This is a genomic window from Bacillus cereus group sp. N6, assembly GCF_016483705.1.
GTDB lineage: Bacteria > Bacillota > Bacilli > Bacillales > Bacillaceae_G > Bacillus_A > Bacillus_A wiedmannii.
Window position 1 is genome coordinate 1 of the sequence record NZ_JAEHBI010000376.1, and the last position, 218, is coordinate 218.

The window sequence follows — 218 nt, forward strand, 5'->3', positions numbered from 1 at the left end:
GACTTACAAGAAGTATGTTTAACCGCTGAGTCAGAAGGAGCAAAACTAGAAGATCGTATTGCTGTATGTGAACATGACTTAGCTCATAAGATGAATGACATGTTTGATTTCAAAAAGGTAATTAGTACATTTCACGGTTTGGAACACAAGATTATGTATGGTAAGTATGTGGAGGGCAAGACATTGGAAAAGCTTGCTGAAGAGTTAGATTACAGTCC

The 218-nt window shown here is 37.2% G+C and carries 1 pseudogene; it reads left to right on the top strand.

From position 1 onward, the window contains the following. Nucleotides 1–218: pseudogene (locus tag JDS99_RS31640) on the top strand (hypothetical protein); the annotation flags it as partial.